The sequence below is a fragment of the Bacillus sp. JH7 genome, from assembly GCF_001563515.1.
Classification (GTDB): domain Bacteria; phylum Bacillota; class Bacilli; order Bacillales; family Bacillaceae_G; genus Bacillus_A; species Bacillus_A cereus.
The window spans coordinates 2434993-2460981 of record NZ_LPUS01000001.1 but is presented as its reverse complement, the minus strand read 5'-3'; the positions used below and the strand labels follow the sequence as shown (position 1 = coordinate 2460981).

Below are 25989 nucleotides of genomic sequence, written 5' to 3'. Positions count from 1 at the left end.
AATATACGTATGCTTTTTTATGAAAATTGATATTCGTTGAATAAAGGAGAGTTTACATGATAGAAAGTAAAGTTGTAGATTCTATTCCAACTTTGAATGAGAATGATTGTCAAATATGGTGGGCAAGAATTTCGGATTTACAATCATGGCATTACAATTTACTAAATGATATAGAGCGAGAGAAAGCAAATTCGTATCATCATTCGGCAGATCGAGCTCGTTTTATAATAGGTTGCGTAATAAGTAGATTAGTTCTCGGCAAGATACTTTCTATGTCACCAGTCCAAGTACCAATTGATCGAATGTGCTCAGTATGTAAATTGCAGCATGGAAGACCACAATTACCAGAAGGTATGCCGCAATTATCCGTTTCGCATTCAGGTGAGTGGGTTGTCGTTGCATTTACAAAATCTGCACCTGTTGGCATAGATGTAGAACAAATGAATCCAAGTATAGATGTTATGAAAATGGCAGAAGGTGTATTAACAGACATTGAAATAGCGCAAGTTATGAAACTGCCAAATGAACAGAAAATAGAAGGTTTTTTAACATATTGGACTCGAAAAGAAGCGGTGCTGAAAGCGACAGGTGAAGGACTAATGATTCCACCAGTACATATTACAGTATCAGCTCCAAATGATCCTCCAAACTTGTTGGTTTTTAAGGATAGACAAGAGTTAGCAAGTAATACAATGATGGAAGATGTAAGGCCTAGTTTAGATTATAGGGCTTCTGTTGCAATATTCAGTAAGGAAGTGACTGAAATTACGCAATTAGACGCGGTAGCACTTTTAAATCTTAAATAAAAAAATTACAGAAGAGGTGTTCCTCATGTTAGTAGCGGAAAATAGAAAGAATGAATTCACTTATAATGTACAAGCAATTAAAAATATTTTATTTTCTGGAGATACATCATCCATTCATGCTTTAGAAAAGCTTTTAAATGATACAGTTCAGTTTGATGTTCTTGAACAAGAGGCACTTGGTAGACAGTACATTCCGAAAGAAGCAAAGAATTTCTTTGATAAAGATGGAACATTTCTTTACCGTGTATCTAATGTTAGTTATAAAGGAAAGGTGTTATCTGAAAATCTAATTTTTGCAGACACTTCGTTTTTACCGGACGCAATAAAGAGTGAATTAGAGAGTGGAAATATTCCTGTTGAAAAGCTTATAGAAAAGATGGAAGTAAGAAGAAACGTATTATATGAAGGATATCAGCCATCTGGAAATATTATTGAATTGTTTGATGGATGTTCTGTTACAGCGAATGTGTATCCAACTAGAAAGTATCAAATTGTAAGTAACTGCAAATGTGTATTTTATATTTGTGAAGTGTATCATGCAGAGAATATAAAGCAATTGCTTAAATAAAAACAAGAAACCAGCCTATAAAATGGCTGGTTTCTTGTTTTTATTTAACAGCTTCTTTTAATTCTTTACCCGCTTTAAATGCAGGAACTTTACCAGCGGCGATTTGAATTTCTTCGCCAGTTTGCGGATTACGTCCTGTACGAGCAGATCTTTCGCGTACTTCAAAAGTTCCAAACCCGATTAGTTGAACTTTATCTCCAGATTGTAATGCATTAGCAATTGTGTCAAATACGGATTGTACAGCTGCAGAAGCGTCCTTTTGAGAAATATCAGCTGATTGAGCTACGTTTTTAATTAATTCTGTTTTGTTCATGTTTTCACCTCATAAAAAAATTTTTGGAATGAATGTTTTAGTATAATAGATAGTAAAGATAAAGCTATCACTATGATTAGAAAGAATACTATATAATTATGTTAATTTCGTTGCAAGAGACTGAATCCCTTCTATTATTTAGGGATTAATTAAGAATCGATGCATATAAAAAGCTTTAATATGAGGATGAGGGGGAGTATACGAATGATTTTTCGTGAAAAAAATGAGAAGGAAAGTATTTTAATTCGTCAACATAATCATGGTTTTTTAGCTGGAGAGATTGCAAAGCATATAAAAGAAGACTTTTTTGAAGATAAAACATATTTAAAAGAAACAGTTGATGCAATATATGAGCATGACAGAGGATGGATAGAGCTTGATAAAGTACCAATTTTGAATGATGCTAAAAATATTCCATATACATTTATGGATTGTCCAAGCCCATTACGTTTTGTTTTTTATACGATTGGATTGAATGAAATTGAAAATTCTAATCCATACGGGGCATTGCTTTGTAGTAAACATTTTTTATCATTTCCACTAAACGAGGAAGATGAAGAGATGATGTCATTTTATAAACATGAATTAGAACGACAAAAAAGAATTTTGAAAACGTTAACAAAGGAACAGTTTGCGATGTTCGATAAGCATTATAGATTATTAAAGTTTTGTGATGAACTTTCTTTATACGTATGTATGAATAAGCCTGGTGTCAAAAAGAAAGATGAAATTGACTTATTTAAAGATGGTTTTGAAGGAACAGAAATGTTTAATAGTAAAGAGGAGAAACTTATTCAAGCTGAATGGGTGGACGAGGAAACAATTCGGATTACACCATTTCCATTTCAAACGGAATTTTATACGTATGTAAAATATAAAACGATAAATAAGCATGAAATGAAAGAAAAAGGGATTGCAAAGGCTGATAGAGAATCAGAAATGAAGAAACAAACCATTCGTTTCATACAATAAGGAGGTAATATAAATTGAAAGATTATATATTAAAACAGTGTGATTACCATGCTTGGGCTAATACTAGATTATTCAATCGATTAAAAGAGTTACCAAACTATGAGACAATTTTTAATGAGCAGATACAGAGTGTATTCCCATCCATTAAGGATACTTTTGTGCATATTTATATTACAGATCAAGTGTGGTTACATATATTGCATGGTAAAAGTATGAATGAAGCAATACAAGACCGAGAAGAGTTACGAAAACAAATTGAAACTAAATCGTTACATGAATTAGAAAAAATGTTTGAAAACATGGCAAATCAATATAAAGAGTTTTTAATTACAATACAAGATGTGAATGCTGTATTTGTTATTGAGAATCCATACGTAGGGAAATTAGAAACTTCGATTTTAGAATTAGTGCAACATGTCGTAAATCATGGTACATATCATAGAGGAAATATAACAGCGATGATTCGTCAACTTGGTCATTCATCGACAATGATGGATTTTGTACTGTATTTACATATGGTTAAAAAGCAGGGAGAGTAATATAGTTTGTAAGAAGGAGAGGCTTTAATTATAGAAGTCTCTCCTTCTATTTTATTCTGCATTCATGGTAGATCGACTGATTAAAGTTTTCTTAAGAAGCTTTATTTTCTTGTAATTGCTTAGCGTATTGTACAGCCTTATATGCATTGACTCTACCGTTTTTCCAGTACGTACCTGTACCACTAATTTTATCAGTAGTAGACTCAATAATTTGGCGGATTTGTGTATTGCTATATCCTTGATTTGCTAAAAGAGCTGCGACTCCTGCAACATGAGGTGTTGCCATAGATGTACCACTTAATGATTGATACGTGCTTCCTTTATATGTTGAATATATATTTGAACCTGGTGCTGCAACATCTACCCAGCTACCATAAGTAGAGAATGAAGATTTTCTATCTGATTGATCTGTAGAAGCAACTGCAATTACTTCGCTGTAATAAGCAGGGTAATTAGCTTTTGTATTTCCAGCATTTCCAGCAGCTGCAACTATAACAGACCCTTTATTCCATGCATATTGAACGGCTTGTTGTAATGCAGTACCACCATTTGGAGCTCCTAAACTTAAACTAATTACTTTTGCACCCGAATCAGCAGCTTCTCGAATACCTTGCGCTACAGCATCAAGAGTACCACTTCCTTGATTATCTAATACGCGGACAGCATAAATTGAAGTTTGTGGGGCAACACCAGCAATTCCGACGCTGTTATTCGTAAGTGCTCCAGTAATTCCAGCGCAATGTGTACCATGACCATTACCATCATCAGATGTATTGTCGTTATCAACATAATCATGCCCATAAATTACTTTCGAAGCCAGATCAGGGTGTGAGCCTTGAACTCCTGTATCAATAATAGCTACTTTTACACCAGGATCACTTCGTTGGCTATCCCAAGCTTGTGGAGCTTGAATCTTTTGTAACCCGTATTGATTATTAAAATATGGGTCGTTTGGAGTCCAAAAGGCGTGAACGTAATAATTCGGTTCTGCATATTCCACATCTGGATTATTTTTATAGCTCTTTATTTTTTCTTTTACAGTACCTTTTGAAAATTGTACGACTTCAAAACCTAACTTATCATCTTTAGATAAGACATTAGCTCCGACAGATTTATGAAAAGATTGCACATTACTTAAAGATGCATTTTGTTTGAACTTAACGATTAATTGGTTAGGAACATAATCAGTAGATGATGCTTCAGCGCTTGAAGTATTCGTGTTAAAGAAGAAACCACCAATAATAAATGACAAAACAGATAGGAAAACGATGATTTTGTTTTTCAAAAGATTTTTCCTCCCTTTTCTTGGATGAGTTTTTCAGTGACACCTTAATGTCGCATTCCTTTTCAACTATATAGTTAGACCATACGATTTATGACATTTATGTGAAAAACTTTTGAAGGAATAAAAAGGAGTAAATATTGATATAAATATATTTTTAATGATAGTAATTAAGTAAAAGAGGGGATGAAAAAAGGAACGCTCATCATGTATGAGTCATTCCTTTTTTCATAGATTAACTTGCCTGTTTTTTATTATTTTCTTTCAATTTCTCTGCTTGTAAAAAGCGATTCGTTTCAGCAACAACAATACTACTTAATCCAATTAGACCAATCAAGTTTGGAATTGCCATAAGTCCATTTGCAATATCAGCAAATGTCCATACGATTCCTAGCTTTAAATTAGCACCAATTGCAATCATAACAATAAAGATTGCTTTATAATATTTAACTGCACTTTCTCCGAATAAATAAGCTACACATTTTTCTCCATAATACGACCAGCCTAAAATAGTAGAGTAGGCAAATAAAATAATTGCGATACCGAGAATCATACTACCAGCAGTACCAAATACAGATTGGAATGCAAGTGTTGTAGCTTCAACGCCAGTTTTACCAGATCTCCAAGCACCTGTAGTAATTAATACTAGTCCTGTAATTGTACATACAATAAACGTATCTAGAAAAGTACCAGTCATTGAAACTAAAGCTTGCTTTGCAGGCGAATCAGTTTTTGCCGCCGCCGCGGCAATAGGGGCACTCCCTAAACCAGCTTCGTTCGCAAATACACCACGCGCCATTCCGATTTGAATGGCTGATGCAACTGTTGCCCCAATAAAACCACCAGCAGCTGCTGTACCATTAAATGCACCAGAAAAAATAAGTGAAAATGCTTCTGGAATTTGGTCGTAGTGATAGAAAATAATTATAAGACCAGCAATTATATAAAAGAAAGCTTTAATAGGAACGACATATCCCGTCACTTTCCCAATTTTTTTTACACCGCCTAAAATAACAATTGCGATTAAAAATGACATTACTATACCAGTTAAAGCAGGAGGGAAAGAGAAATTAATTCGCATTGCCTCTGCAACTGAGTTAGATTGCACCATATTACCAATACCGAAAGAAGCAGTTGTGCCGAATATAGCGAATAATACTGCCAGCCATTTCTTACCTAAACCACGCTCTAAATAATACATTGGTCCACCTGAATATTCACCATTTTCATTACTAACACGGTATTTCACTGCAAGTATTGCCTCGGCATACTTTGTTGCCATACCGAATAAAGCGGTAATCCACATCCAAAATATTGCACCAGGACCACCAATTGTAACAGCTGTTGCAACACCGGCTATATTTCCCATACCAATCGTTGCGGCCATAGCTGTCATAAGTGCTTGGAAGTGACTAATATCTCCAGAAGAAGAGGTATCTTCTGATTTTTTAAATGCTAGTTTGTGAGCGTATAATAGTTTACTAAACTGTAAACCTTTTAAACGCACTGTGAGAATGATACCTGTTCCAACGAGTAGCAACAAAGTTGGTAATCCCCACACGTATTGATTCATTTGTTCTAATACTTTACTTACTGTCTCCATCTTTATTCTCCTTTATTTAGAAAAAATAAAAACCACTTCAAGTAAATGAAATGGTCTCTGGAGAAACAAGGGATAGAAAAATAAACCGATACAAATCGGCATTTTCTTTCGCTTGTCTCTGTCCTTTTACCTGAGAGATTATCCGCTATAGTAGCGGATTTGCTCCTTCGGTGCTCGTTTTCCTCCGCGCTCTATGAAAGCGAGAGGGAGTCTCTCCAGAGATTCGTCCCCATGCAGTTCTACTTGTAACCAAGACCTGAGAGTTTCAAAGTTGGTATAACAACTTTTTGCCCCGTCGGTAGATCAATAGACCTTCTCCTGAATGGTTCATCCGAATTATAAAATTTATAAACACATTGATTGTAAATCAATAAAAACATTATAGACATACAAATTGTGAATTGCAATCATTTTTTATTTTAAAATAGTAAATAGTTTTATTTTTTTGTAAGTCCTAATTTATCTTCAACTTCATTTAAAGTAGATAAAGCGATGACAATATGTTGATCCGCAAGTCCTAAAGCTTGTTTTGTTTTTTCAATAGTTTCATCGGTTGGAGTAGAGGTATTTGCTCCGTCTATAATTAAATTTGCTGCATTTTTCATGAAATTTGATGCGGATTTAAACTGAGTTGTGAACTGAAGTAGTTGTTTTTGTATATCTATATCTGTTATGTTTTCTTCAATTTTAAGCGTGTCTATTTCGTTCATAATTGTTTCGTACTGCTTGGAAACAGCACTCATTGTAACTAATAGTTTATTTCGATCTACTGAATCTCCATTCGTGTTAATCTCTTCCCAGGCAGGTAACCAATCTTTTTCGATGATGTCATTATAATGAGTAGTCAATTCATTAATTTTAGGTTGTAATTTAGTTTTGAAAGTTTTTGTCTCCGCTGTTTCTACAGTTGCTTTTTCGTGGTTATTTTTAACATTAGTAACGTAGAAAATTGTACCAAAAATGATGAAAATAGAAATAACAACTGTCCATTTAGTAAAAAGTAATTTCTGCAATATGTAACGCCTCCAAAATTTAAAAACTTATAATTATAATATATAATAATAATGTTGTTTTAAGTAGAGAAAATAGGTTAGAAATAATTAAAGTTAGTAAAATGATGAAAGTTATATGTGAGAAAAGAGGGTTTTTAGTGAAAATGAATAGAAGAAAACTAGTTTCAAGTATTTCAATGGCTATGTTATTAGTTGGTGTAATTGCATTCATATTTATGAATAAAGAATCTAAAATTAAAGGTTTTCCAGTACCAATGTCAGCAATTCATATTAACGATGATAAGGAAGAGGACTATCAATATATAAGTGTAATGCCGATTACAAAGGCGAGTGGATGGGAGAACTTAGGGGAAAACGGGCATACTGTTAGTTTTAAAAAAGGGGAGCGGAAGGTAGCAGTAGTACATTATCCGGGAGAAATTACGTATTATTTATTTGAGAAAAAGATGAATAAGGGAGATTAGCTAAAGATGTAATTCATTAAGAGTTACATCTTTTTCGTTCTGAATTATTTGAAATTAAATTCGATAGATGTTTTGATAGATGTAGTGATAAATATGATTAGTTCTATATGTCTATAAAGAGTATTAGGGTGATTATAAAAATATTATGCGAACTAATTATTGTGAGAAGAAGATAAATTATATGCTAAAGGGGGAATTAAAAATGCTACTAAAAACAATCTACTGTAAGGTGGAAGAAGAGAAAAAGGAATTGTTTTCAAATGCGCAAGGAAAATGGCGTGATATACGGCACCTAGATGGTTTTCATGGACAATTTGGTGGATGGTATGAAGATGAGGCATGTGTATTTACTTTATGGGAAGATAGAAGTACATATCAATCATTTATGAATGGTGCTCACGATACAATTTATTTAAATAGTAATCAAGAGGATACGTTTCTTTCATGTGAAATTGAATTATTTCAAACGTTGTATGATATAACTGATACGCATTTGAAAGACGTTGTTACAGAAGGATCATTCGTAAGAGTTGCTATATGTGATGTAAAGGTGGAAAAGGAAAATCATTTTTTACAGAAGCAAGAAACAATTTGGAATAAAGGAATGGAAAAAGCAAAAGGAATGTTAGGTGGAGTAGTTGGGAAGTCTTTAAAAAATGAAAATCGTTACATAGTGTTAACGTATTGGAAAGATGAAAAGACGCATCAACATTATGTGGAAGAGATTTTCCCAGGTTTATATAAATTAGCTAATATTCATGAAGAGATAGAAGAGATAAAAGGAAAACAAGCTGTATGTAAGGAAGAATGGCTTGTATATTAAACGCTGAAAAAGTGCATAAATGAATGTATAATAAAGATATTTTCTTATAAACAAGTAATTAATAGAAGACGTTATATACCCTTTCATGTTAATATATTTAAGTTATAATAGGAGGCTTACCCTTTTGTATTGTACGGTAGAAGCAGTGTGAGCTTGAAATTTTTTTAGAAAAGGATGTGCCTAATTTGCGTATCAATAAATTTATTAGTGAAGCTGGAAAAGCGTCTCGACGTGGAGCGGATAAACTAATTAATGAGAGAAGAGTAATTATTAACGGTAAGGTTGCAAAAATTGGTGACCAAGTGAACCCAGGTGATGATGTACGAGTAAATGGAGAGCAGCTTCGAATTGCTCGAGATCACGTATATATCGCTTTAAATAAACCAGTAGGTATTACATGTACGAGTGAAAAATCAGTAAAAGGTAATATTATTGATTTAGTGAATCATCCTTTACGAATTAGTCACATTGGACGTCTTGATAAAGACTCTGACGGTTTAATTTTGTTAACGAATGATGGCGATATTGTTAATGAGATTTTACGTGCTGAAAACAAACATGAGAAAGAATATATCGTTTCAGTAGATAAGCCAATTACACCTGATTTCTTAGAGAAAATGGCAGCGGGTGTTAAAATTTTAGGAACAAAAACGCTTCCTTGTGAGATTACACAGTTATCAAAATATGAGTTCCAAATTATTTTAACACAAGGGCTAAATCGCCAAATTCGCCGTATGTGTGAAGCTTTAGGTTATCAAGTATACACGTTAAAACGTACGAGAATTATGAATATCGAATTGAATAATTTACCAGTTGGGCAGTGGAGAGATTTAACGAAGAAAGAGAAAAGACGTCTATTTGCAGACTTAAATTACGAACCACAAGATTGGTAAAATTGTGAAGTGAAACCAAAAAAATTTGGTTTCACTTTTTTAAATTAAATAAATAATTTTTTTAAACACTTGCAAAAATAAAATGAATAAGATATATTAAATAACAATAAATGGATGTTTTACAAAAGCGAAGAAAAGGACATGAGTTATTTTACCCGGTTATACAGAGAAGGAAGGAAAGCTGAGAACTTCCTAACGCAGAAAAATAACTTACCACCTTAGAGCTGCACTAGGGAAATGAAGTATCTAGTGCCGTGTATGCGACGTTATCGCAAAAGAAGCCATTATGTTTTTTGTGATGGGAATCTGGGTGGAACCACGGATATAAGCATATTCGTCCCTATATTTAGGGATGAATATGCTTTTTTGCATTCAATTTCATAATAAGCGAAGAAAAGGACACGAGTTATTTTACCCGGTTATACAGAGAAGGAAGGAAAGCTGAGAACTTCCTAACGCAGAAAAATAACTTACCACCTTAGAGCTGCACTAGGGAAATGAAGTATCTAGTGCCGTGTAAACGACGTTACCGTAAATGAAGCCATTGTATATTTACAATGGGAATCTGGGTGGAACCACGGGTAAAAGCACACTCGTCCCTATTTTAGGGATGAGTGTGCTTTTTATTATGAAATGGAGAGATGAAAAATGAAAGAACAAATGATTGAAATTAAATTTCCAGATGGTAGCGTTAAAGAATTTGTAAATGGAGTTACTTTAGAAGAAATTGCTGGATCCATTAGCAGTAGTTTGAAAAAGAAAGCAGTCGCGGGGAAAGTAAATGATGGATTATATGATTTACGCCGAAATATTGAAGAAAATGCGGAAGTGGAAATCATTACTATAGATTCAAATGAAGGGGTAGAAATTGCAAGACACTCCGCGGCACATATTTTAGCGCAAGCTGTAAAAAGATTGTATGGTGATATAAATCTTGGAGTAGGACCTGTTATTGAAAATGGATTTTATTATGATATGGATCTTCCAAGTAGTGTAAACATAGAAGATTTACGAAAAATCGAAAAAGAAATGAAAAAGATCATAAATGAAAATATAAAGATAGAACGAGTTGAGGTTTCTCGAGAAGAAGCAGCTAAACTGTTTCAAGAAATGAACGACCGCTTGAAATTAGAACTTTTAGAAGCAATTCCTAGTGGGGAAAGTGTAACACTATATAAACAAGGTGAATTTGTAGATTTATGTAGAGGACCACATTTACCATCTACAGGTTATTTGAAAGCATTTCAATTAACTCACGTTTCCGGTGCATATTGGCGAGGTGATAGTAATAACCAAGTGCTTCAGCGCATATATGGTGTTGCATTCTCTTCTCAAAAAGAATTAGAAGAGTATTTACATTTCGTTGAAGAAGCAGCAAAAAGAAATCATCGTAAGTTAGGCAGTGAGCTTGAGTTATTTATGTTTTCTGAAGAGGCTCCGGGAATGCCGTTTTATTTACCGAAAGGACAAATGATTCGTAACGAATTGGAAGCATTTTTAAGAGAAATTCAAAAAGAGTATAAGTATCAAGAAGTACGCACTCCGTTCATGATGAACCAAGAAGTATGGGAGAGATCAGGGCACTGGGGACATTATAAAGATAATATGTATTTCTCTGAAGTAGATAATAAAAGTTTTGCATTAAAACCGATGAACTGCCCAGGGCACATGCTTATGTTTAAAAATAAATTGCATTCTTATCGTGAATTACCGATTCGTATGTGTGAATTTGGTCAAGTACATCGTCATGAATTTAGTGGTGCGTTAAACGGATTATTAAGAGTACGTACTTTCTGCCAAGATGATGCACATTTATTTGTAACTCCAAAACAAATTGAAGATGAAATTAAATCAGTAATGGCGCAAATTGATTACGTATATAAAACTTTTGGATTCGAATATGAAGTAGAGCTTTCTACTCGTCCAGAAGATTCAATGGGTGATGATAAATTATGGGAGCAAGCAGAAGCGGCATTAGAAAATGTATTACAATCGCTAAATTATAAATATAGACTAAATGAAGGTGACGGTGCATTTTACGGGCCGAAAATTGATTTTCATATTAAAGATGCTTTAAATAGAAGCCACCAGTGCGGAACAATCCAGCTTGATTTCCAAATGCCAGAGAAATTTGATTTAAATTATATAGATGAAAATAATGAAAAGAAAAGACCAGTTGTTATTCACAGGGCAGTTTTAGGGTCATTAGATCGCTTCTTAGCAATATTAATTGAGCACTTTGGAGGTGCGTTCCCGGCATGGGTGGCACCAGTTCAAGTGAAAGTAATTCCAGTTTCAAATGCAGTACATGAACAATATGCCAATGAGATTGCACATAAATTAGCACAAGCTGGAGTTCGTGTTGAACAAGATGCACGAGATGAAAAATTAGGATATAAAATAAGAGAAGCACAAATGCAAAAAGTACCGTATGTTCTTGTTATTGGTGATAAGGAAATGGAAAACGGAGCTGTAAATGTACGTAAATATGGGGAAGAGAAGTCAGAAGTTATTGCGCTAGATGTATTTGTGGCAACTATTGAAGAGGAAATAAAGAATAGAAAATATTGATTGTAAAGAAAACACACTATTAGCAATTAGTGTGTTTTCTTTTTTATCTTACAAAAATGTAAGGTAAATGTAAGCGAAATCGAGGGAACGAGTTGTAGAAAAATGAGAATATGAAGTAGGAAAAAGGTTCATGTTACAGGTGTAACTCTTCTTGAATGAATAATTAAAAAATTCTTAAGAATTCACATGACAAAATAATAAGAAATATGTGAGAAATTAATTTTATACAAAAGGGATGGAGTGAAAGAGATGTCAACAAATGTAGTTACTGTAGAAAGTGTAGAAAAAACGTATGGGAAAAGAAATGAGAATCAGTCAAAAGCATTAAGGGGTGTATCGTTAAGTATTAAAGAAGGAGAATTTGTCGGGATCATGGGACCTTCTGGGTCTGGAAAAACGACTTTACTTAATGTGATAAGTACACTTGACCAAGCGACAGGTGGTAGTGTGACGATAGCTGGTACAAATATTACTTCTATGAAGGGCAATGCGTTATCTGATTTTCGTTCTCAAAAATTAGGTTTCATTTTTCAAGATTTTAATCTTCTAGAAAACTTATCAATTTATGAAAATATAGCTTTACCACTTTCTTTGCAAGGCGTACCGTCAAGTGAGATTACTGGAAAGGTAAATGACGTTGCGAAGAAATTAGGCATCACCGAAATTTTAACAAAATATCCGACGGCTGTTTCTGGAGGACAAAAGCAAAGAACAGCGGCGGCAAGAGCTTTAGTACATAATCCAGCAATTGTATTAGCAGATGAACCGACAGGTGCGCTTGATAGTAAAAACGCAAAAAGTTTATTAGAAGCGATGCAAGATTTACATGAAAATCACAATGTAAGTATTTTGATGGTTACACACGATGCATTTAGTGCAAGTTATTGTGAGCGTATTTTATTTATTCAAGATGGTCTTCTTTATAAAGAATTAAACCGTCAAGGTACTCGAGAGAATTTCTATCAAGACATTTTAGGTGTGCTCGCTCATATGGGCTCAGCTGCTGAGTCTAAGTAGGGGGTGAAACTATGTTATTTAAATTATCACGTCATAGTATGAAAAAGATGTTAAAAGATTATATGGTTTTACTTATTGGCCTCGTTATTAGTATTAGTATTTTCTACATGTTCCAAACGATGGCGATGAATAGTGAATTTACAAAAGATAATAGTCTAATTAGTAGTATAAGGCTCGTCTTCTGGGTAGGTGCAATACTATTATCCTTCATTACTGTATTTTATATTATATATGCCAACTCTTTCTTGCTCACGTTAAGAAGAAAAGAACTCGGTATGTACATGATGCTTGGTGCGAAAAAGAAAAAAGTAGCACAGTTATTATTTATTGAAACATTCGGTATGGGTATTGTCAGTATTATTATCGGTATTTTAGTAGGGATGTTACTTGCAAGTGTAGCAGGAAACTTTTTAATGAATGGAATGGAAATTTCAGCAAAAGGTAGTTATGCATCTGTATACACACCAGCAATTTTAGTCACAGCTATTTTCTTCTTAATACTATTTTTCATTACTGGCTTAATGAACAGTGTCCGATTATTACGTAAAACTGAATTAGAGTTAATTCGTGAAGATGAAACACTAGATGAAGTGAAGAAAAGTAAAACTCGCATTATAATAATGACAGTACTTGGTGTATTACTAGTAAGTACAGGGTACTATTTTATGATCAATGTAAAAATTTATGCTGAATTAGGTTTTATTATAGCAACCATCGTTACAACACTTGGAACATATTTTATCTTTAGTTCATTACTCCCGTTTTTTGTGATGAAAATTAAGGGGAATAAAAAACGAAATGAAACTGGTCTAAATAGTTTTACATATGCACAGCTGCGCTTTCGAGTAAATAGTTTATCGAGAGTATTAGGTACTGTAGCAATGTTAATTGCATTAGGCGCAGGTGCGATGACGGCAGGTATGGCGTTCCAAAAAAATGTAGGTATTATGACAGACTTTTCTCGTGTATATGATGTTGTAATTCATGATCCGAATGATCAAGATAAAGCTGCCTTAAAAGAAATGGAAATTGTTGAAGAAAGCAAGTACAAATATAAAGTAGATGGAGAAGCGGTTTATTATTTACGTAACGACTTAACTGCGAAACCGCCACTTGTTTCAGACCATTTTGATACAAAAACTTTAAAAGAGCCTGTTCGCAAACGTGTGACTGAACCTTTAACTGAACCTGTATATTCAGCTTTAGAGGCTCCTGAATTAGCAAAATTCCCTCAAATGCCAAAGGATTGGGAAGACGCAGTTGTAAGAGAGATACAAATTACGCATAATCAATTTAGCGGAAAACCAGTAAGGATTTCAGACGAAGAGCATTATAAAGGGATTCAAGGAACAGAACATACTGTAACATTAGCAAAAGTAGATGATATGAAAAAATATAAACCGTTATTGATCGAAATAGACAAGAGACAAAAAGCACAAATTGAAAAAGCAACAGGTGAAAAGGTAGACTTATTTACGAAAATGACAATTTATCAGTTTATGAACAGCTTCATGAGCGGAACAATGTTTATGGGATTTTTCCTCGGAATTGCCTTTTTAGCAATGATGGCAAGTTCCCTTATGTTCAAAATATTAACAGGTGCTTCTCGCGACGTACGCCGTTATGAAATGTTACGAAAAATTGGTGTGAGACGTAGTATGTTAACGAAAAGTATATATAAAGAAATTTCGTATTTATTTATCTTCCCAGCGATCATTGGCATTTCTCACGTTTTAGTTGGGCTTAACTTATTCAGCTTTATATTAGTTGACCCGTTTGTGAAAGTGTGGGTGCCAATAGGAATCTTCTTAGTCATTTATTTCATGTATTACTGGATAACTGTTCAACTTTATAAAGGTATGGTAATGCCGAAAAAAGAGGTAGCTAAATAGTTTATGAAAAGAGTCCTTGTGTTGAGAATAAGGGCTCTTTTTTATGTTTTTTATAAAGAAGGAAAATATTGGATAATGGTCGAAAAATATAATGTAACTTCCAAGAAATTACTAAAATAATACTATTTTGTCGAGAGAAAGGATACGAAGTATGAAAGAAATGCTACAGTTATTTCGCAACAAAGTGTATGCACGTTTTTTCTAGCAAATATTTTAGAGCGACTCGGTTCTATGATTGCTGGAATTTTTTTAATGTTTTATTTGCTAGATTAATACGGAAAACAACCAGTTTACGCAACGATGACACAAATTATGATTGCATTACCTGCATGAATCTTTTTTCTATTAGTAGGGACAGTAGTGAATCGTTTTGATAGACAACGTATATGTACAGTAAGTAACATATGTTGTTCGCTCTGTAATATTGGAATCCTAATTTCGCTTTATTACGGGATGATTATACTTGTCTTTATATTTTTATTTTTGGAAAATGCATGTATACAATTTTTCTCTCCATTAGAACAATCGATGATACAGGGAGTAGTTGAATCAGACCAATACGGTGCAGCAGCGGGTATTAATCAAATGGTAAATAGTTTGTATGCTTTGTTTGGTGTAGGAATTGCAACGATGGTGTACTGGACTTTTGGGATTTATCGTGTTTGGTTGATTATTTTTTGTTACGTGTTTATTCCAAGCTATTTTACTAAGTGGGAAAAAGCGAATTAAAGGTATGGTTGAAGAGGTTTGTTTTTTCTGAATATTCTTTTTTAAAGGGGTAATAGTTATGTTGATGCGAACTGCTAAGTGGTGTGGGATTACTTGTTTACAATTATTCGCTGCAATTCTATGTATAATCTGTTTAGGTGCGCTCCCTCGATTATTTAAGGGATTACAAATTGATTTAATTGGTTTTTGGAACACGATTGTGTTTATTGGAGGAAAGTTACTCCAACCTTGGGAAATTACATATGGATTTCGAGATTCGAGGAAATTATTTCCGCAAATATGGATTCATTATTTAGAGACAATGTTTGTATTTATTTCGGCATTTTTACTGTCATTACTTATTGCGTATGTCCTCGTTGTGTGGGTATTACAACGGTCTCAATCAAAGCAACGAATGTGGAATGGGATTTTTGTTGTACTTGAAAGCATCCCAGATATTTTAATAATTTTATTATCGCAACTTCTAGTCGTAATAATCTTTCAAAAGACAGGCTTTATGCCAGTAAAACTAGCGGGGATTGGGGAGGAAAGGGCTCGCCTATTGCCAATAATATGTCTAACTTTGCCTACAACACTATTATTTATTAAGCTACTACTATTACGTTTCAGAGAAGAATTAGAGAAAGATTATAGTATATTTGCTAAAAGTAAAGGGCTTAGTTTACGACATATTTTAACAAATCATATTTCAAGAAATGTTTTGTTAACAACAATCTATTATGCAAAAACAAATATTTTATTTATGTTATCAAATTTATATATTATTGAATGGATATTTAATACGTACGGTATGTTTGTTTTTGTAAAAGAAAATTCGAAATTAGAAATATTTACAGTAAGTTTAATTATATTATACGTACCGCTTTTTATACTATTTCGTTTATTACATACGTTTTTACAAAATGTAATAAAGGAGCGTGTTTAGCATGTGGCAAGTTGTAAAAAGAGATGTGAGATTTTGGTTTGGTGTTACTTTTTTAAGCGTACTTATGATTGTTAGTATTGGAAATACTTTATTTTTCGATGGGAATATCCGTGAACTTACGATGATGTATAACGAAAAAGGAGAACTAGAGGCTGCTCCATTTTCACCGTCGAATAAATTTGGGTTCGGTAGTGATGAGAAAGGACGCGATCTTTTCCAGCTAATAATAGAAGGAGCGAAATGGACAGTTGGTGCGAGCGTAATTATAGCGATTCTACGAGTTATAGTTGGAGGAGGTATTGGTTTGCTTCTTGGTATGTATAGCAAACGTTCTTTTCCAGTTATAGCATCTTTTTTTGATCCGTTCAGCATTGTACCTATGGTTATGATTTCTTTTTTTGTGTTAAAGGAAGTTTTAGTGTTTGAAAATGGGACAGTACCAGAGCCGTTTCATTTAAGGGTAATATTTCAAATGGTTATCCTTACATGTTTAGCGGTACCAACAATTATGTTATATACAGCGCAGGAAGTCCGTCGGATAAAAAGAGAAGAATTTATGATGGCAGCAACTGTGCTTGGGGGCAGTAAATGGCATAGAGTGAAAAATCACGTATGGCCACACGTATTACCATCATTTTTTTTACTTGTTGCTCAACAATTTGTGAGTACTTTATTACTTCTCTTGCATCTTGGCTTGTTAGAGTTATTTTTTGGTGGAACAATTATCTTTGGTACAGAGGCAGATAGTGTAACAAAAGAATGGACCGGCCTAATTGGTCAAAACTTCCGTCATTTAACTACTCATACATGGATTGTACTTATACCGATTGCTTTTTATAGTATGACAATTTTAGCTGGAAATCTAATTAGTAATAGCATGCAAGATGCGATTAAGTTAGGAAATGTGAGAAAGCTAGAGAGGGAAAGTAAAGAATTACAAGTAGAGAAACAAGTACAACCAACTATGAATGACTTTTCTTTTTATAGAGAGATACAAAAATAAAAAAGATAGCTGAAGACAAATTGTTTTCAGCTATCTTTTTTCGTTTAAAGTGGAGGTAAATCAATCTTACCTTCTTCAAATAATTCTTTTATCATATGCTTCGTATAACCAGCGGCTTGACCAAATGTGATTTTTGCTGGCATTGGTGCTTCGTTAGCATCTACAACTACATCAATAATACAAGGTTTATTTTGTTTTACTGCATTTTCGAAAGCGGGAAGGAGTTCATCTAAATTCTCAACACGGTATCCAATACCTCCACACGCCTCTGCATATTTTGCGAAATCTGGGTTCGTTAAGTCTGTTTCGAATTCGATATTACCCATAACTTCTTGTTCAAATTTAATCATCGCAATTTTATTATTGTTTAATACGACGACAACGATTGGTAATTTATATTTTACAGCTGTTACGAAGTCATTCATCGTCATTCCAAATCCACCATCACCACAAACTGCAAATACTTGTTTATCCGGGAAAGCAATTTTTCCAGCAAGTGCACCAGGTAAACCGCAGCCAAGTGTTGCGAGCCAGCTAGAAATGACAAATTGCTGGTTTGTCATACGGAAGTGTCTTGCGGTCCATACTGTTACATTTCCAACATCGACTGATAGAATTGCGTCATCATGTGCTACTTGCTGCAGAGCATGCATAACGCGTTGTGGTTTAATTGGAATGGAAGAGTCTTCTTCTTGATCGTGTAATTTATCTTCCCACTTTTTCATCATTTCTTGGTGCTGTTCTAAGAAGGAATGATCTGTGTGTTCTTTAACATTTTCAATTAACCATCGTAATGTTTTATCAGCATCACCAGCTAAACCAATATCTGTCGCATAACGTTTCCCAATTTGGGCAGGATCTGTATCGATATGAATTGTTTTTGCTTTTTCAGGTAAGAAGCCGGTGAACGGATAAGAAGTACCGACCATAATTAAAGTATCTGCATGCTTCATTGCTTCATAAGAAGGTTTCGTTCCAATTAATCCTAATCCACCGATACAAAGAGGATGCTCATCAGGAATAATTCCTTTAGCAGGTAATGTAAGTACGATTGGAGCACCAATTTGTTCTGCTAATGCAAGTAAAGATTCTCTCGCATGTTTTGTTCCTTTTCCAGCTAAAATCACAGGCTTTTTCGCTTCATTTATTGCGAGTTTCGCTGCATCTAAATCTTCTTTTTGTGGAAACAACTCAGGCAAAGTAAAAGAAGTATTTGTAACACGGGCACCATTTTTCACTTCAAATTTCGGGACATCATCTGGAATAGTAAGAACGGATACACCTTTTTTCGTATAAGCCATTCGAATTGCTTGATTCACTACGGCAGGTAGTTGCTCTGCTGACATAATACGCTGGTTATAAACCGCAACATCATCAAACATTCTTTCTAAATTTACTTCTTGGAAAAAGTCCGTTCCAAGTAAATCGGTTTCTACTTGACCTGAAATTGCTAGAACAGGGGCTTTATCGAGTTTCGCATCATATAAACCATTTAATAAATGAATAGCACCAGGTCCTGCAATTGCCATACAAACGCCAAGTTTTCCTGTTAATTTCGCATAGGCAGCCGCTGCTAATGCACCAGCTTCTTCATGGCGAACTTGAATGAATTTAATTTTATCTTGTTTTTTTCTTAAAGCTTCAATGATAGAATTAATGGAATCTCCAGGCATACCGTATATGTGCTCTACTCCCCAATCAATTAATAAATCAACTAATGCTTCACCTGCTGTTTTCCCAAACATAATTGTTCCTCCTTATAATAGGTAGATAACATTATGTTTTGAATAAAAAGGAAAAATATACAAGTAAGAAATTTATCTAGTTATTTGTAATCCAAGAATCAGTGTGGGAGGAACAAAAGTTTCACTTTAGCAACTTTAATGATGACCAGCGAATAAAGTGAACACTGTTATTAGTAAAAAACCACTAGTTGCCCACATTAGAAATGTAAGGAAAGAGAGCTGTTTCTTAGCTTTCCAAAGCATTTCATGAATTGTGACATATCCAAGTGAACCAATAGCACTTCCCATAATGAGGCCTTGCAGGTGAAGAGCTTTTCCTTCCATCAAAATGCCAAAAACTGTGCCAGTACCGAGAATAAGAGAAAGTAATAAAGTCGTTAATAAAAAGGAAATATATTTATGTTTTGTAAAAAGAAATGGAATAATTAAAGCTAATCCTTCTGGAATATGGTGAACGACGATTGCTATTAAAAAGGGAATGGCAGAGTCATTATGATTTATAAAAGCTGTACCTAACGCAAATCCACTCGGTATATTATGAATAAATATAGCGAAAGAGAGAAAAAGAAAGGTTTGCCATGCTTGTTGATCTTTTTTATGTATCATTGGATGGTGACAATAGTTATCTAATAAGCCCATAACTAAAATACCGATAGCTATACCAAGTATAGGTCCAATCATTTCATAGCTTGAAAATGTTTCAGGAATAATTTCAAGTGATAATAATCCGAATAAAATACCGCCACATAATGCGTATAAACGATGCATCTTTTCTTCAATGAGTTGGCGTGTTGCTACTCCAACAGCACCTCCTAATAGTAATCCACCGAACGAAAAAAATGTTACAATCATTGGAATCCATAAACGTTCCATAGTATCACACTCCGATTCTATTCCCTTATTTTTAGCTTACGAAAAGGAAAGTTAGATTAGTCCAAGTAATTGTGTTTGATTATAGAGAAAAAAGTAGTGATTCGTTATAATTTATATATTAATTTTAAGTGAGAAAATGAAAAGGGGAATTGGTTATGCAACAAATTAAAAAAATAGGAAACTCATTTTGGTATATGACACCTGTTTCTGAAACAGATAGACCTATCTTAGGAATGGTCGTTGGACAAGAAAAAACGTTAATGATTGATGCAGGAAATTCAGAAGAACATGCACAATTATTTTTAGAAATGTTAAAAGAACAAAATGTATCGAATCCTGATTTTGTAGCATTAACGCATTGGCATTGGGATCATATTTTTGGATTATCTGTATTACAGAATGCATTAACTATTTCGCAGGCTGAAACGAAAAAAGAAATTCAGGCAATAGTATCTTATGAATGGACAGATGAAGCGTTGGACGCACGCGTAAAAGAGGGTACTGAAATTGCATTTTGTGCGGATTGTATCAAGAAAGAGTTTGAAGAAAAAGCGAGAAATATTAACATTATTCCTCCAACCTTAACGTTCCAGGATCAAATGGAATTAGACCTTGGTGAAGTGACATGCGTGTTAAAACATGTGGGCGGAGATCATGCGCATGATTCAGTTGTTATGTACATAAAAGAAGAAAAGATATTGTTTGTAGGAGATTGTATATATGCAGATATTTTTTCTTCAAAGTGGAACTATACGACGAAAAGAACGTTTAAATTGATAGATGAATTAGAGAAATTTGATGCTGAGACATATATTCTTTCTCATGGGGAAGCGATAAATCGAGAGGAGTTTTTACAAGAGATTCGCATGTTAAAAGCAGTAGGAACTTATACAGAAGCTCATAAGGGCGATGAAGAGAAGATAAAGGCAGCGTACAAACAAGAGCTAGATAGAGAATTAAATGCAGATGAGTTAGAAACAATAACGTATTTTGTCAATGGTTATGAAATGAATAATCTGTAAGACACTACATTAATCAAATATAATTAAATTGCACAAAAAGAGTATTGAAATTTAATTCAATACTCTTTTAAATATTAAGTTCCAAGCAATTTCTAAATTTTTTGGCTGGTTCATCATCTGGATTTATACCACTTTCAAAACTGGTAGTGAAAGGTAACCACTGCCAATCTTCGCATCCTACAAAAGCTACCCTTGACCAATTCTCAATGAATTCAATGAAATTATTCGCAATCTTATACCCATGTCCTTCTCCATCGTCGTGGCTTAGGTAAATTATCGGAGCATCTATATCATCTTTCATATCAAATGCTAAATAATCTCCATTTCCCACTTCACAAAATGCTAAATTGTTGTGCCAAACTACATCATATTCATCATCCATATTTGAAAAAACCTCGTCAACCAAGCCTTTACGTTCTTTTTCGAATTCAGAAAGACTTTCTAAACTCCAGTGAGGTGTTCCGCAAAAAATATCAGTAAATTCATTTGGTAGCTCTACATCGTCAGGTAAAAACCAGCGTAAGCTAAAATTTCCTGAGAACTCTAAAAGTACTTTTTTGAAGCTATTTGGTAGTTTAATACCCAGTTTTTCTTCTACTTGGATTATTTGTTCAAGGGAAGATGGTTCATCTATACAAACTTCTTGAACTTCACCACCTATGTATTTAATTCTAGAAGTTATAATTTCTATTCGTTCTTTTAGTAACTCATAATCCATCTTATCACCTCATGTTATATTAATTAAAGTATATCATTCTTAATAAATTTTTTCGTGTTATTAAGGTTTTTAGTAGAAGCTTTCTTTGCTAATTCAGTAATATATTCAAAGAAAACATCATGTTTTACATCATAAACGACATTTACAGGTCGTCCATCAGTAGTTTCTTCGGTACGTCCTTGGCTTGGTCCGTATGTATGAACGATACTATTAATCGTTTCAGTTTTTGCAAGGCTAGTGTTTCCGACAAAAGCGGTAGTTAGTACATCCCATAAATAGTAAGTAGAGTTCGTTGAGAAGTGAACGAGAGGAGGGACCATTGCATAGCATTGACCAAGGAAATCCATACCAATATACTTTCGCTCTTTTGCCCACTGTTCACGTATGTTTATAGTTAACGGAACTTGGTTTGTACTTTCTAGTGTCACTAAGTCGATTTTAATTTTTGCATCCCATACACGAGCCACTGCTTCAGGGTCCCAAAACGAATTCCACTCAGCTGTTCCATCATGCTCTGGTTCATGTACATTGCCAGCTTTAAGAAATGTACCACCCATCCAAACGAGGCGTTCAATTTTATCTTCGATTATGGGAGCTTCATATAATGCACGAGCAAGGTCAGTTAGGGGCCCAGTAAATAATAAAGTTGTTTTTCCTTCCGTTTGTAGAAGCGTTTCTATTAAATGATGATGCGCGGGTTTTGCCACCACGGGTGTTACAACTTTTCCAGACTCATTTAAAATTGGTAGAGCATCTACATAAAATGCATGCATCCGCCAGTCTTTCGGAAACGGGTTTTGCCCGCGAGAGTTTGAAGCGGCTACGGCAATATTACCTTTGCCGAAGCGATCGATAATTTTACGACTGGCAGACATTGCGGGTTCTAAATAGCAGTCTGCTGGGATAACAGATACCCCCGTAAGTTCAATGTTTTCCATTTGAAGTAATAAAAATAATGAAATTAAATCATCTACGCCGCCATCATGATTGAAGTACACTTTTTTCTTCATTGTAATCTCCATCCTATATGATTTAGTTAGAAATTAAATATGAATTGAGGAAAAGTCATCAATAATTTCCACCACTTCAATTTCTCCATTAATCAGTAGCTCAGGAAGATCATTTCTAATATTTCCTTTCCAATACTCTCTAGCTTGTTCGATTTTTTGAGAAAAAGGAATTCCATCTTCTTTCGGTAAAAGATTCCCGTCACCTTCAAAAGAATTTCCGATCACTCGTAGTTTAACAATCTGTAAAACTTCTCGATTGTAAGAATCAAATAATGTTTTCCATTTTAAAGCATCTTCATAGCTTTTTGAAGCGTATAAACAAGATAACCTGGAAGGGTATTCAGGGAATTCTTGTAGTCTAACCATTTCTACAATTGTTTCTCTAACTGCTCTAATTGTTTGATCCATATAACTCATAACTACTTTAGTATTTTCATTATTTATATGTAATTCGTTATTTTTATAGTGTTTATTTAAAATTTGTATGCCATCTTCACCACTAGCATTTAATTGTTCTCTTTCAAAAAAGAAGTGATATAGAGTATTGTGTTGATTTTTGTTAAAAAGAATGATTTGTCCGATATGCATTTTTTTCCTTGTTACGATGTGATATGCGTAAAATTCTGCTTCATTCATGGTTATCCTCCTAGTAATAGTGTAATGCAATGTTAAATTTAGTAATTCAACATTGCGATATATATAACCTCTATAAGTAAAAGTGAGAATTTGAGTAGAAAGGAAAAAATGAAAACGTTTTAAATTTGTTCACAAAATGTTCACTTACGAAGGGGTTTCCAATGTCGATATAATGACAAAGACTCAAAGAGAAAGGGTGATGAAATTTGCCAACAACAAGAAAGGAAAACCTCCAATTTGGCATGATGATGTGCCTTGGGATGGTTATCGTAATGACGTTTTACAATTTACTAATGAATGAAACAGGAGGACCAATTTATATTAAAGAGATTGCATTAGAACTATTAATTGGCTTTATTATTGCACTATTAATTGAAATATGTATCGTTGGACCTTGTGCGAAAAAAATTGTATTCATATTGCCATTTGATAAATCTAAAAAAATAAATATTATCGTTGCAATGGCGACAACTATGGTAATTGGAATGGTGTTCTTTATGTCATTTTTCGGTATGGCTATGATGTATTTACATGGTGGACTACAAGGAGATTCATTTGTTTCCATTTATTTTACGATTTTTATTAAAAATTTCATAATGGCATATCCATTACAATTAATTATTATGGGACCGCTTGTACGTTTCTTATTTGCAAAGTTTGTTATGAAAAAGAAATCTTTTAATGTAGCGTAATTTTAATTTATAAAACATTATATATAAATAATAAAAAAACATCTCGCATTTTTGAGGTGTGTTTTTTTGTTCATTCCAAGTTATTTTCATAGTGATGTGACATTTGTCCTTTTGCCATTATAGGATGATGGTTTTTAATTAAGTCAGAAATAAAGGAGGAGGAGATGATTTTTTGAAAGGTATTATATTTGCTATTTTTGCGGGGATATTTATAACACTTCAAGGAACCTTTAATGCGAAACTTAGTTCACATATCGGTATATGGTCGACGAGTATTATAACCCATTTAATTGGATTCATTATTGCAACAACTGTATTTTTGTTAAAGAAAGAAGAGAAAATAACGGATTTAAAGAGTGTGAAAAAAATATATTTGGTAGCTGGTGCACTTGGTGGGTTAATCATTTGTGCAGAAACAGTAGCGATACATGCAATGGGAGTTACAGTAACAGCGGGAACACTTATGGTTGCTCAATTATTAACAGCAACTTTTATTGAGATGAAAGGATTATTTCAAATGAAAAAGATACAGATGGAGAGATATCATATTGTGGGAACAATAATAATGATTATAGGTATTGTTGTATTTAATATGTAAATGAAAGGAGAAATGAATATGGAGGATAGATCAGGTTTAATTACGCATTATTTGAAAACCAATAAAACGCTCGAGGTTTTTTCAGAAATAGATACAGCTTATTTTCAATTAAATCACTTTGAAAAAGGCGAGCTCATTTGCAATATAGATGACGAAATGGATCGTTTATATTTTGTTGTTAAAGGTAAAGTAAAAGTTTATACGATTACACCTGAAGGGAAGAAACTAATTCTTCGCTTTATCAATCCATTGGCCATTGTTGGTGATATTGAACTAATTCAAAATAGCAAAGCACATAATGTCGTTGAGGCTTGTTCAGATGTTGTAGCAATCTCTATTTCTAATACGGTTATTAGAAACAAGTTATTACATGATCCTATATTTATAAAGTTCTTGCTTGAAAACATTGCGAACACATTAAAAATATCGACTCGTTTTACTGCTCTTAATTTACTTTATCCTGTAGAAGTACGTGTAGCTAGTTATTTGCTTTCAATTTCAACAGATAGTAACGGGAATATGTATAAAGAGGATTTGGATGCAACTTCGGTAACGAGTATTGCGGATTTTATAGGGGTAAGTTATAGGCACATAATACGGGTATTACAAAGATTTTATAATGAAAAATTAATTGAAAAGAGTAATGGAGTTATTGTAATTAAAGATTTTTCTAGAATGAAGGAAGTCGCTAAAGATAATATATATGAGCAATGAAAGGGAGGGGTAGATTTTGATTGGATTTAGTTTAGCTATATTAGCAGGAATATTAATTAGCTTACAATCTGTTTTTAATGCAAAAGTAAATGAAAATGTAGGACAGTGGTTAACGACTACATGTGTCCTTGGAATAGGTCTCATTAGTTCTATTCTATTTTATATCATTACAGAAAACAGTATTAACATTAAAGTGTATACTACAAATTATTTGTTTTATGTAAGTGGACTGTTTGGCATCGGGTTAATTATTTGCATAATGGGTGCAATAAAGAGCTTAGGTCCAGCATATACAGTGCTAATTAGTCTTATTACTCAATTGGTTGTTGCGTTATGCATTGATACATTTGGATTATTTGGAATGGAGAGTATTCCATTACAAGTAAATAAATTAGTTGGTATAGGTTTATTAATTGTGGGAGTAGGAATTTTTAAAAATCTATTTTTGAATAAGAAAGCTATTCATATAAATGAGGATAGTGTCTAAAGAATATAAAGGGAAAAAGTGTAAATGGTCAGAACTTATACATTTAGATAGTAACAAGTGAGCGATGAGGAGAGAGGATAA

Annotated in this window: 26 protein-coding genes, 1 pseudogene, 1 riboswitch and 2 other annotated features; of the genes and pseudogenes, 18 read left to right on the top strand and 9 right to left on the bottom strand. The window is 33.6% G+C overall.

Translation table 11 applies throughout. From position 1 onward, the window contains the following. Positions 1-56: 56 nt before the first annotated feature. Together sfp and AU379_RS12300 are read left to right on the top strand one after the other, a co-directional pair. On the top strand, positions 57-806 hold the full coding sequence (gene sfp, locus AU379_RS12305) for a 4'-phosphopantetheinyl transferase Sfp (protein WP_000573000.1): 750 nt from the start codon (positions 57-59) through the stop codon (positions 804-806). Positions 807-831: 25 nt separating this feature from the next. Then, positions 832-1374 (top strand): hypothetical protein, encoded by a 543-nt coding sequence (locus AU379_RS12300; protein ID WP_000959126.1) that lies wholly within the window; start codon positions 832-834, stop codon positions 1372-1374. A 40-nt stretch (positions 1375-1414) separates the two neighbouring features. Here the strand turns inward: AU379_RS12300 and AU379_RS12295 are convergent, their stop codons facing one another. Beyond that, positions 1415-1687: an HU family DNA-binding protein gene (locus AU379_RS12295; protein ID WP_001043905.1), complete on the bottom strand. Its 273-nt coding sequence runs from the start codon at positions 1685-1687 to the stop codon at positions 1415-1417. A gap of 204 nt (positions 1688-1891) precedes the next feature. Here AU379_RS12295 and AU379_RS12290 point away from each other — a divergent pair, with 204 nt between their 5' ends. Beyond that, the gene (locus AU379_RS12290; RefSeq protein WP_061139321.1) at positions 1892-2659 is read left to right on the top strand and encodes a DUF3891 family protein; all 768 of its coding nucleotides are present in this window, start codon (positions 1892-1894) and stop codon (positions 2657-2659) included. Between the two features lie 14 nt (positions 2660-2673). Next, positions 2674-3198, top strand: coding sequence for a DinB family protein (locus tag AU379_RS12285; RefSeq protein ID WP_000656271.1), 525 nt, complete (start codon positions 2674-2676; stop codon positions 3196-3198). A gap of 91 nt (positions 3199-3289) precedes the next feature. Here the strand turns inward: AU379_RS12285 and AU379_RS12280 are convergent, their stop codons facing one another. The 3 genes from AU379_RS12280 to AU379_RS12270 all read right to left on the bottom strand — a co-directional run bounded on the left by AU379_RS12280 (position 3290) and on the right by AU379_RS12270 (position 7096). Then, entirely contained in the window at positions 3290-4483 is a 1194-nt protein-coding gene (locus tag AU379_RS12280; protein ID WP_000790924.1) for a S8 family peptidase, read from the bottom strand. Positions 4484-4715: 232 nt separating this feature from the next. Then, a complete protein-coding gene (locus tag AU379_RS12275; RefSeq protein ID WP_016109930.1) occupies positions 4716-6083 on the bottom strand; it encodes a sodium:alanine symporter family protein in 1368 nt (455 codons plus the stop codon). Between the two features lie 108 nt (positions 6084-6191). Then, positions 6192-6312: riboswitch (glycine riboswitch) on the bottom strand. Positions 6313-6520: 208 nt separating this feature from the next. Next, positions 6521-7096 (bottom strand): hypothetical protein, encoded by a 576-nt coding sequence (locus AU379_RS12270; protein ID WP_061139320.1) that lies wholly within the window; start codon positions 7094-7096, stop codon positions 6521-6523. A gap of 101 nt (positions 7097-7197) precedes the next feature. On the opposite strand from AU379_RS12270, the gene AU379_RS12265 reads away from it, so the two are divergent. From AU379_RS12265 to AU379_RS12225, 9 genes and pseudogenes are all read left to right on the top strand, one after another. After that, the gene (locus tag AU379_RS12265) at positions 7198-7560 is read left to right on the top strand and encodes a hypothetical protein (protein WP_061139319.1); all 363 of its coding nucleotides are present in this window, start codon (positions 7198-7200) and stop codon (positions 7558-7560) included. Positions 7561-7762: 202 nt separating this feature from the next. After that, entirely contained in the window at positions 7763-8383 is a 621-nt protein-coding gene (locus AU379_RS12260) for a YdbC family protein (RefSeq protein ID WP_061139318.1), read from the top strand. 185 nt (positions 8384-8568) lie between these two features. Beyond that, on the top strand, positions 8569-9276 hold the full coding sequence (gene rluF, locus AU379_RS12255; RefSeq protein ID WP_001222170.1) for a 23S rRNA pseudouridine(2604) synthase RluF: 708 nt from the start codon (positions 8569-8571) through the stop codon (positions 9274-9276). Between the two features lie 121 nt (positions 9277-9397). Continuing rightward, positions 9398-9621, top strand: a binding site (T-box leader). 36 nt (positions 9622-9657) lie between these two features. Then, positions 9658-9880 (top strand) — a binding site (T-box leader). A gap of 44 nt (positions 9881-9924) precedes the next feature. Next, positions 9925-11847 (top strand): threonine--tRNA ligase, encoded by a 1923-nt coding sequence (gene thrS / locus AU379_RS12250; protein ID WP_000663093.1) that lies wholly within the window; start codon positions 9925-9927, stop codon positions 11845-11847. Positions 11848-12096: 249 nt separating this feature from the next. Beyond that, positions 12097-12864, top strand: coding sequence for an ABC transporter ATP-binding protein (locus AU379_RS12245; RefSeq protein WP_000106426.1), 768 nt, complete (start codon positions 12097-12099; stop codon positions 12862-12864). Between the two features lie 11 nt (positions 12865-12875). Further along, positions 12876-14756: an ABC transporter permease gene (locus AU379_RS12240; RefSeq protein ID WP_061139317.1), complete on the top strand. Its 1881-nt coding sequence runs from the start codon at positions 12876-12878 to the stop codon at positions 14754-14756. Between the two features lie 151 nt (positions 14757-14907). Continuing rightward, positions 14908-15482: pseudogene (locus AU379_RS12235) on the top strand (MFS transporter); the annotation flags it as partial. Between the two features lie 61 nt (positions 15483-15543). Continuing rightward, on the top strand, positions 15544-16410 hold the full coding sequence (locus AU379_RS12230; protein WP_000929104.1) for an ABC transporter permease subunit: 867 nt from the start codon (positions 15544-15546) through the stop codon (positions 16408-16410). Position 16411: 1 nt separating this feature from the next. Continuing rightward, entirely contained in the window at positions 16412-17413 is a 1002-nt protein-coding gene (locus AU379_RS12225) for an ABC transporter permease subunit (RefSeq protein ID WP_061139315.1), read from the top strand. A 44-nt stretch (positions 17414-17457) separates the two neighbouring features. Here AU379_RS12225 and AU379_RS12220 read toward each other — a convergent pair whose 3' ends face one another. Both AU379_RS12220 and AU379_RS12215 read right to left on the bottom strand, forming a co-directional pair. After that, the gene (locus tag AU379_RS12220) at positions 17458-19158 is read right to left on the bottom strand and encodes a pyruvate oxidase (RefSeq protein WP_061139314.1); all 1701 of its coding nucleotides are present in this window, start codon (positions 19156-19158) and stop codon (positions 17458-17460) included. A 135-nt stretch (positions 19159-19293) separates the two neighbouring features. Next, positions 19294-20031 (bottom strand): ZIP family metal transporter, encoded by a 738-nt coding sequence (locus AU379_RS12215; RefSeq protein WP_000440615.1) that lies wholly within the window; start codon positions 20029-20031, stop codon positions 19294-19296. Positions 20032-20186: 155 nt separating this feature from the next. Here AU379_RS12215 and AU379_RS12210 point away from each other — a divergent pair, with 155 nt between their 5' ends. After that, the gene (locus AU379_RS12210; protein ID WP_061139313.1) at positions 20187-21053 is read left to right on the top strand and encodes an MBL fold metallo-hydrolase; all 867 of its coding nucleotides are present in this window, start codon (positions 20187-20189) and stop codon (positions 21051-21053) included. 67 nt (positions 21054-21120) lie between these two features. Here AU379_RS12210 and AU379_RS12205 read toward each other — a convergent pair whose 3' ends face one another. From AU379_RS12205 to AU379_RS12195, 3 genes are read right to left on the bottom strand one after another with little or no spacing between them, the layout of a single operon-like run. Next, positions 21121-21771, bottom strand: a complete 651-nt coding sequence (locus AU379_RS12205) for an SMI1/KNR4 family protein (RefSeq protein ID WP_061139312.1) — start codon at positions 21769-21771, stop codon at positions 21121-21123. Between the two features lie 23 nt (positions 21772-21794). Further along, a complete protein-coding gene (locus tag AU379_RS12200; RefSeq protein ID WP_139147415.1) occupies positions 21795-22793 on the bottom strand; it encodes a nucleoside hydrolase in 999 nt (332 codons plus the stop codon). Positions 22794-22814: 21 nt separating this feature from the next. Beyond that, positions 22815-23417, bottom strand: coding sequence for a DUF2441 domain-containing protein (locus AU379_RS12195; RefSeq protein WP_001001044.1), 603 nt, complete (start codon positions 23415-23417; stop codon positions 22815-22817). Positions 23418-23623: 206 nt separating this feature from the next. Here AU379_RS12195 and AU379_RS12190 point away from each other — a divergent pair, with 206 nt between their 5' ends. The 4 genes from AU379_RS12190 to AU379_RS12175 all read left to right on the top strand — a co-directional run bounded on the left by AU379_RS12190 (position 23624) and on the right by AU379_RS12175 (position 25908). After that, a complete protein-coding gene (locus AU379_RS12190; protein ID WP_009326921.1) occupies positions 23624-24109 on the top strand; it encodes a hypothetical protein in 486 nt (161 codons plus the stop codon). Between the two features lie 172 nt (positions 24110-24281). Then, positions 24282-24707, top strand: a complete 426-nt coding sequence (locus tag AU379_RS12185; protein ID WP_000676010.1) for a DMT family transporter — start codon at positions 24282-24284, stop codon at positions 24705-24707. A gap of 18 nt (positions 24708-24725) precedes the next feature. After that, on the top strand, positions 24726-25421 hold the full coding sequence (locus tag AU379_RS12180) for a cyclic nucleotide-binding domain-containing protein (protein ID WP_000390201.1): 696 nt from the start codon (positions 24726-24728) through the stop codon (positions 25419-25421). A gap of 16 nt (positions 25422-25437) precedes the next feature. Then, on the top strand, positions 25438-25908 hold the full coding sequence (locus AU379_RS12175) for a DMT family transporter (protein ID WP_000579010.1): 471 nt from the start codon (positions 25438-25440) through the stop codon (positions 25906-25908). The last annotated feature ends 81 nt before the right edge of the window (positions 25909-25989 follow it).